This window comes from Micromonospora sp. ABR4_055 (genome assembly GCF_056160425.1).
On record NZ_JBSWXD010000084.1, the window covers coordinates 21,132 to 28,028 of the forward strand.

Below are 6,897 nucleotides of genomic sequence, written 5' to 3' on the forward strand. Positions count from 1 at the left end.
CTGTGTATTCAGCGGAAGTCCCGGGACGTCGGACTGACCGGGGTGGTCACCGCTTCCAGCCGGTCGGCGACCAGGTTGATCACCCCTTCGGCCTTCTCCAGCCGACCCCGCACCAGCAGCGCCGCGCTGGACCGGGCCACCGTCCGGTAGCGCTGCCACAGCCCGGGTGAGCAGGTCACGTTGAGCATCCCGGTCTCGTCCTCCAGATTGACGAACGTCACCCCGCCGGCGGTCGCTGGGCGCTGCCGGTGGGTGACGATGCCGCCGACCCGGACCCGGGTGCCGGCGTCGACCCGACCCAGGGCGGCGATCGGCACCGCCCCGGCGGCGGCCAGCCGGTCCCGGACGAACCGCACCGGATGGGTGTCCGGCGACAGCCCGGTGGCCCACACGTCGGCCATCAACGCGTCGACCTCCTCCAGACCGGGCAGGGCCGGCGCCGCGACCCCGACGGCGACACCCGGCAGCCGGCCGGCGCGTTCCTGCGCGGCCGCCCCGGCCCCCCACAGCGCCTGCCGACGGGTCAGCCCGAAACAGGCGAACGCGTCGGCGGTGGCCAGCGCCTCCAGCTGGGCAGCGGTCAGCTCGACCCGGCGGGCCAGGTCCGGCATGTCCCGGTACGGCCCGTGCGCGGCCCGCTCGGCCTCGATCCGCTCGGCCAGGTCGTCGCCGATGCTCCGGACCGCCGACAGGCCGAGGCGCACCTGCGGGCCGCCGACCCCCCACTGGTGCGGCGGCTCCCCCGGCGCGCCACCCCACCGGGTACGGGCGTCGACGACCAGGGTGGCCGCCGCGCCGCTGGCGTTGACGTCCGGCCGGTGCACCCGTACCCCGTGCCGGCGGGCGTCGTCCACCAGGGTCTGCGGCGAGTAGAACCCCATCGGCTGGGCGTTGAGCAGCGCGGCCAGGAACGGTGCCGGGTGGTAACGCTTGAGCCAGGCACTGGCGTACACCAGGTAGGCGAAGCTCATCGCGTGGCTCTCCGGGAACCCGAAGCTGGCGAACGCGCTCAGCTTCACGTACAGGTCGTCGGCCAGTTCACCGGTGATGCCCCGGCCGGCCATTCCGGCGTACAGCCGGTCGCGGATCGCGGCCATCCGAGACGCCGACCGTTTCGACCCCATCGCCCGGCGCAGCTGGTCGGCGCCGGCGGCGTCGAAGCCGGCCAGGTCGATCGCCAACTGCATCAGCTGCTCCTGGAACAGCGGCACCCCGAGGGTCTTCTCCAACGCGTTGCGCATCAGCGGATGCGGGTAGGTCACCGGGTCCTGGCCGTTGCGCCGGCGGATGTACGGGTGCACCGAGCCGCCCTGGATCGGGCCGGGCCGGATCAACGCCACCTCGACGACCAGGTCGTAGAAGCAGGTCGGTTTCAGCCGGGGCAGGGTGGCCATCTGGGCGCGGCTCTCCACCTGGAACACCCCGACCGAGTCGGCCCGGCACAGCATCGCGTACACCTCGGGGTCGTCCAGCGACATGGCGCTCAGGTCCAGTTCGGAGCCGATCAGGTCGTGCGCGTCGTGCAGCGCGGTGAGCATGCCGAGCCCGAGCAGGTCGAACTTGACCAGGCCGACGCTGGCGCAGTCGTCCTTGTCCCACTGCAGCACGGTGCGCCCCGGCATCCGGGCCCACTCCACCGGGCACACCTCGATCACCGGCCGGTCGCAGATCACCATGCCGCCGGAGTGGACGCCCAGATGCCGGGGGAAGGTCTGCAGTTCGTCGGCGTACGCCACCACCTGCGCCGGAATGTCCTCCCCGGCCGCCGCGACCGCGCCGTAGTGGTCGATCTGTTTGCTCCAGGCGTCCTGCTGGCCGGGCGAGAACCCGAACGCGCGGGCCACGTCGCGCACCGCCGACCGGGGCCGGTACGAGATCACGTTGGCCACCTGGGCGGTGTGTTCCCGGCCGTAGCGGCGGTACACGTACTGGATGACCTCCTCGCGGCGGCCGGACTCGATGTCGACGTCGATGTCCGGCGGGCCGTCGCGTTCCGGGGCGAGGAACCGTTCGAACAGCAGCTGGTGGCGGACCGCGTCGACGTTGGTGATCCGCAGCGCGTAGCAGACCGCCGAGTTGGCCGCCGACCCCCGCCCCTGGCAGTAGATGTCGGCTTCGCGGCAGAACGCCACGATGTCGTGCACGACCAGGAAGTAGCCGGGGAAGTCCAGCCGCTCGATCATGTCGAGTTCGTGGTCGAGCTGCCGGTACGCCTCCGGGTGGGCCTCGCGGGGGCCGTACCGTTCCAGCGCGCCCCGCCAGGTCAGCTCCCGCAGCCAGCTCATCTCGGTGTGTCCGGCCGGCACCGGGTGGTCCGGCAGCCGGGGGGCGACCAGCTGCAGGTCGAACGCCAGTTCGGCGCCGTACGCGGCGGCCCGGGCCACCGCACCCGGGTAGTCGGCGAACCGGGCCGCCATCTCGGCACCGGAGCGCAGGTGGGCGGCGCCGGCAGCGGGCAGCCAGCCGTCGATGTCGTCCAGGCCGCGCCGGGCCCGGATCGCGGCCAGCACGGCGGCCATCCGGTGCCGGGCCGGCGTGGCGTAGTGCACGTTGCCGCTGGCCACCGTCGGCAGCCCGCGGGCGCCGGCCAGCTCGGCGAGGGCGTCGTTGCGGTCGCCGTCGTCCGGATGCCCGTGGTCGGTCAGCTCGACCGCGACGCCGTCCGCACCGAACAGCGCCACCAGCCGGTCCAGCTCCGCGTCGGCGGCGGCTGCTCCGCCGGTACGCAGCGCCGCCGGCACCGCCCCCTTGCGGCAGCCGGTCAGCACCAGTACGTGGTCGCGCAACTCGGCGGCGACCTGCTCCAGGCTGCCGTAGTCGGGTCGGCCCTTCTCTCCGCCGCGCAGCTGCGCCCGGGAGATGACCCGGGCCAGCCGGGCGTAGCCGGCCGGGCCACGGGCCAACGCCAGGAGATGTCGCCCGGCCGGATCCGGCTCCCCGGTGCGCGGTGCCGCCCGCCGGTCTGCGGTGTCCATGGTGCTGAGGGACAGCTCTGCACCGAACACGGTCGGCAGTCCGTACGCGGCGGCCGCCTCGGCGAACCGCACCACCCCGTAGCAGCCGTCGTGGTCGGTGACGGCCAGCGCGGTCAACCCCAGCCGGACCGCCTCCTCGACCAGCTCCTCCGGGTGGCTGGCCCCGTCGAGGAAACTGAAGTTGCTGTGGCAGTGCAGTTCGGCGTACGGCGTGACCGGCCCGCCCCCGGCGGCGGCCGGCCCCCCACCGGCGGTGACCAGCGGCGCGGCCGACGGTGCGGCCGACGGCGCGGTCAGCCCCGGCGGCGGTGTGTACGGTGCCCGTTTGCGGGTCCAGCCCGGCGCGTCACCGCCGTCGCCGTCGACCGCGAGCGGGTCGACCACCATCGGGTCGTCAGTCATAGACGGCCTCCACCACCCAGCGCCCGTCGGTGCGGGCGATCAGCAGGGCGCTGCCGTCGGCGAGCGCGACCTGGAACCGGGCCCGGCGGCGCGCCTCGGCCGGCGCCCACCAGCGTTCGTCGAGCGGCCACGGGCCGGCCCAGCCGGTGACGTCGACCGGGGTGCCCGTACCGACGGCGACCCGGGCCGGTGGGGCGCTGACCACCAGCCGGGCGCTGACGGTGACCGGTTCGCCTGCCGCGTCGTACACCTCGGCCGGCAGCGGGGCGGGCAGCACGACCGCCGGTGCCGGTGGTGGCAGCCGGCCGGGCCACGGCGGCGCTTCGGGCCGGGTCGGCGCCCGTTCGTCGCCCCACGGCACCAGTCGGACCTGGTCGACCGGGGACCGACCGCCACCGAGCACGGCGGTGACCACCGCGTCCGGCCCGAGCAGCCCCTGCACCCGGGTCAACGCCCGGCGCGCCCGGGCGTCCTCCGCGCCGATCTCCCCCCACAGGCCGGGCTGCAGGGCGACCCGGGCGAGCACCCCGTCCGGGACGAGCCGCAGCCGGACGATCCCGGCGGTGGGCGCCGGCGGTGACGCGGCGGTGCCGGCACCCGGCCGGCGGGCGGCGGCTCCGGTGAGCCAGCCGTCGAGCTGCCAGCGCAGCCGGTCGGTGATCGCCGCGGCGGTGAGCATGCCGTCGTGCCGCCAGACGCGGTGCAGTTCCTGGCCGTGTGCGGTGACCGCTTCGATGCCGACCCGGGTGCAGGCCAGTCCGTTCCCGCTGAGCTGGTCGTGCAGCTGCTCGGCCAGGGCGCGGGCGGCGAACGCGGCCGCGTCGACCCGGTCGAGCGGTTCGTCGTAGTCGGCGGTGACGGACAGTTCGGGGGGCGGTTGTCGGGGGGTGAACGGCTGTTCGTCGCGCCCGGCGGCGAGCCGGTGGGCCAGCGCCGCGTCGGGGCCGAACCGGGCGAGCACGTCGCGGGCCGGCAGCGCGGCGAAATCCCCGAGGGTACGCAGACCGAGCCGGCGCAGCAGGCCGGCCAGGTCGGGTCGGCCGAGCACCCGCAGCGGCAGCCCGGCCAGGAACGTGCGGCTGTCGCCGGGCGGGACGATCCGGCCGGTACGGGCGGCCAGCCCGGCGGCGAAGAACCCGTCGGCGACACCCACCTGGCTTTCGACTTCGCAGACCTGCGCGACGTGTTCGACGATCTGCTCGGCGGCGGCCTCCTCGCCGCCGAAGTAGCGGGCCGGGCCTCGGGCGGCGACGGCGCACGCCCCGGGGCGGTGCACCTCGACTCCGGCGACGACCTGTTCGATCGCGGCGACGACCGGCTCGAACGCCCGGGCGTCGCGGGCCGGGTCGTGGTCGAGCACGGTGAGCCCGGGGCAGCGACTCTGCGCATCCCGTCGGCGCAACCCGGGATGTACGCCGTCGGCGCGGGCAGCCGCGGTGCAGGCGACCACCCGGTTGGCGTGCAGCACGGCGACCGGCCCGGTGGCCGGCACGCCGTCGATGATCTCGGCGGCCGTCACCGGCCAGTCGGGGCACCAGACGACCAGCGCCCGGGTGGGCCGGCCGGCCGGGGTGGCCATGTTCATCCGCGCCGCACCAGGGTCAGCTCAGTGCGGCTCATCGCCGCTGCACCAGGGTCAGCTCGGCACGGCGGGTCCGGCGGGTGATGCCGCCGGCCGGCGCGGCGGCTGCCGGGGTGGGTGGGCCACCGGGCAGCCAGATCCGGATCTCCCGGGGCCGGGTCAGCGCTCCCCGGCCCCGGGCGGAGACGACCATTTCCCGACGGCGGAGCCGGCCCCGGCCCGGCCCGAGCCCTTCCCAGCGGCCGTTCACCACCTGCAGGGTGACGTCGGGGGCGTCCCACCGGCCGCAGGGCACCAGCACGCAGCCCCGCTGCCGGGCCCGGGCGGCGAGCCGGCCGGTCACCTGCGCTGTCACGGCGGCGGGGGCGGCGACGACCACCACGTCCACCCCGTCGATCAGCGCGGCGACCACCGCCGGCCAGTCCGGTCCGGGGTTGGGCACCAGGGCCAGCCGGTCCAGGGCGATGCCCAGCTCGGCTGCGGCGGTGACACCCAGCGCCGGCACTCCGACGACGGCGCACCACAGCCCGGCCCGGGACGCCTCGGCGAGCAGGGCCAGCAGCAGCGAGGTCGCGCCGAGCCGGGCCGACCGGTGGGGCAGCACGTTGACGGTGGAGCCGCGACGCAGCCCTCGCCCGGGGAGCAGGCCGGTGAGCATGGTCGGGACGGGAAGCACCCGGTCGATGCCGCCCGCCCCGGGCAGGCCGGTCGGGTCCGGCGTACCGGCCGTCGCCGCTGATCCGGCGCCGCCAGCGAACGCACTGGCCGGGCGGACCAGGCCGGCGGCGACGGCGGACAATGCCGCCGTGCCGGCCACCATTCGCCCCGCCATCCTGCTTCTCTCCCCCCGGGTGTTCCGCTTACATGGTGTTTGGTGGTGGTGTGCGCGCGTGATCGCCGCCGGCACCACGAGTGCCGGCGGCAACAACAAAGTCACGCCTGCGTGGGTTGGTCGGTCAGGCAGCGGCCAGGCCGTCAAGAGCCGGGTCGAGCGCCGGTTGGTGGGCCAGCCCGAGGGTGTCCTCGACCAGGGAGACGAACTGCCCGGCGGAGCGCAGCAGGTCATCGGCTTCCCGGGCGGTGACCACCCGGGGGATGCCGGCTTCGGCGGCGGCCCGTTTGCTGGCGCCGGCGGCGAAGAAGGTGGCCCACTCGGCCATCTCGGGAGCGACCATCATCAGCAGGGCCCAGACACTGGTGACCCGGTTGCGGCGGGTCGGTGCGGGCCGGGCGCGGGCGGCGAGCATCGCGGCGGCGGCGCGCAGGGCGGCCAGGTGGGCCGCCGCGTACCGCAGCCCGTCGGGGCGGGTGTTGCCCGCTTCGGTCAGCCCGTGCCGGGCGAGGACGAGCAACTGGGCGGGGGTGCGGTTGGGCAGCAGGTGCGCCGGCACCGTGGGTGCCTGGGCCGGTGCCGAAGTGGTCGGCATGGATCCTCCTCCGCGCGTTTCACCTGTTCGGGTGCCCGCCCACGGAGGAAGACGTCGGCGGGGCGTCGCCGGTGCGGATGCGGATGCTTCCCCACACCGCATCCGCACCGACGATGCTGGCGGGGTCCGCTGCCCGCCGCCCGGGGGTCGGGGGCGGCGGGCAGCGGTCCTGCCTGGTGGCGCTGGACCCGCGAAAGTCCAGTGCCGGGGCGTGCGGCTCGCGGCGCCGCACTGCCGGGACTCGCGCCGCGAATCGCTCCTCCCGGCGGCCAGTACGGGTGTCGACTCCGGTGGTGCCGTTGCTGACCGGCGGACCCAACCAGCAGAGCTACCTGTTATCGAACACCCGTTCTAACCTCTGCTTCAGAGTACACCCTGCCACCGACGAAAATGCAACGTCAGGCACGCCGAACGCCGCTGGCCGGGGTCCTGGGTGCGGGGACCAGACCAAGAGACGATCCAGCAAACCCCCCCGGGTCTACCCCCTCTCCTCCCCACCCCCCCCAACCCC

General features: G+C 75.4%; 4 protein-coding genes. All 4 read right to left on the reverse strand.

The window, feature by feature from the left end:
• Window positions 1-8 precede the first annotated feature (8 nt).
• Window positions 9-3,377: an error-prone DNA polymerase gene (locus ACXAHD_RS19425; protein WP_475052249.1), complete on the reverse strand. Its 3,369-nt coding sequence runs from the start codon at window positions 3,375-3,377 to the stop codon at window positions 9-11.
• Window positions 3,370-4,956, reverse strand: a complete 1,587-nt coding sequence (locus tag ACXAHD_RS19430; protein WP_475052254.1) for a DNA polymerase Y family protein — start codon at window positions 4,954-4,956, stop codon at window positions 3,370-3,372. The genes ACXAHD_RS19425 and ACXAHD_RS19430 overlap by 8 nt, the downstream gene beginning before the upstream one ends.
• 37 nt (window positions 4,957-4,993) lie before the next feature.
• Complete coding sequence (locus tag ACXAHD_RS19435) at window positions 4,994-5,791, reverse strand: hypothetical protein (RefSeq protein ID WP_353850346.1); 798 nt, start codon at window positions 5,789-5,791, stop codon at window positions 4,994-4,996.
• Window positions 5,792-5,915: 124 nt separating this feature from the next.
• A complete protein-coding gene (locus ACXAHD_RS19440; RefSeq protein ID WP_281550622.1) occupies window positions 5,916-6,386 on the reverse strand; it encodes an SAV_6107 family HEPN domain-containing protein in 471 nt (156 codons plus the stop codon).
• Window positions 6,387-6,897: the final 511 nt, after the last annotated feature.

Excerpts from the sequence above, each read along its gene's own strand:
- ACXAHD_RS19425 (WP_475052249.1), bottom strand. The coding sequence starts at position 3,377 with ATGACTGACGACCCGATGGTGGTCGACCCGCTCGCGGTCGACGGCGAC.
- ACXAHD_RS19430 (WP_475052254.1), bottom strand. The coding sequence starts at position 4,956 with ATGGCCACCCCGGCCGGCCGGCCCACCCGGGCGCTGGTCGTCTGGTGC.
- ACXAHD_RS19435 (WP_353850346.1), bottom strand. The coding sequence starts at position 5,791 with ATGGCGGGGCGAATGGTGGCCGGCACGGCGGCATTGTCCGCCGTCGCC.
- ACXAHD_RS19440 (WP_281550622.1), bottom strand. The coding sequence starts at position 6,386 with ATGCCGACCACTTCGGCACCGGCCCAGGCACCCACGGTGCCGGCGCAC.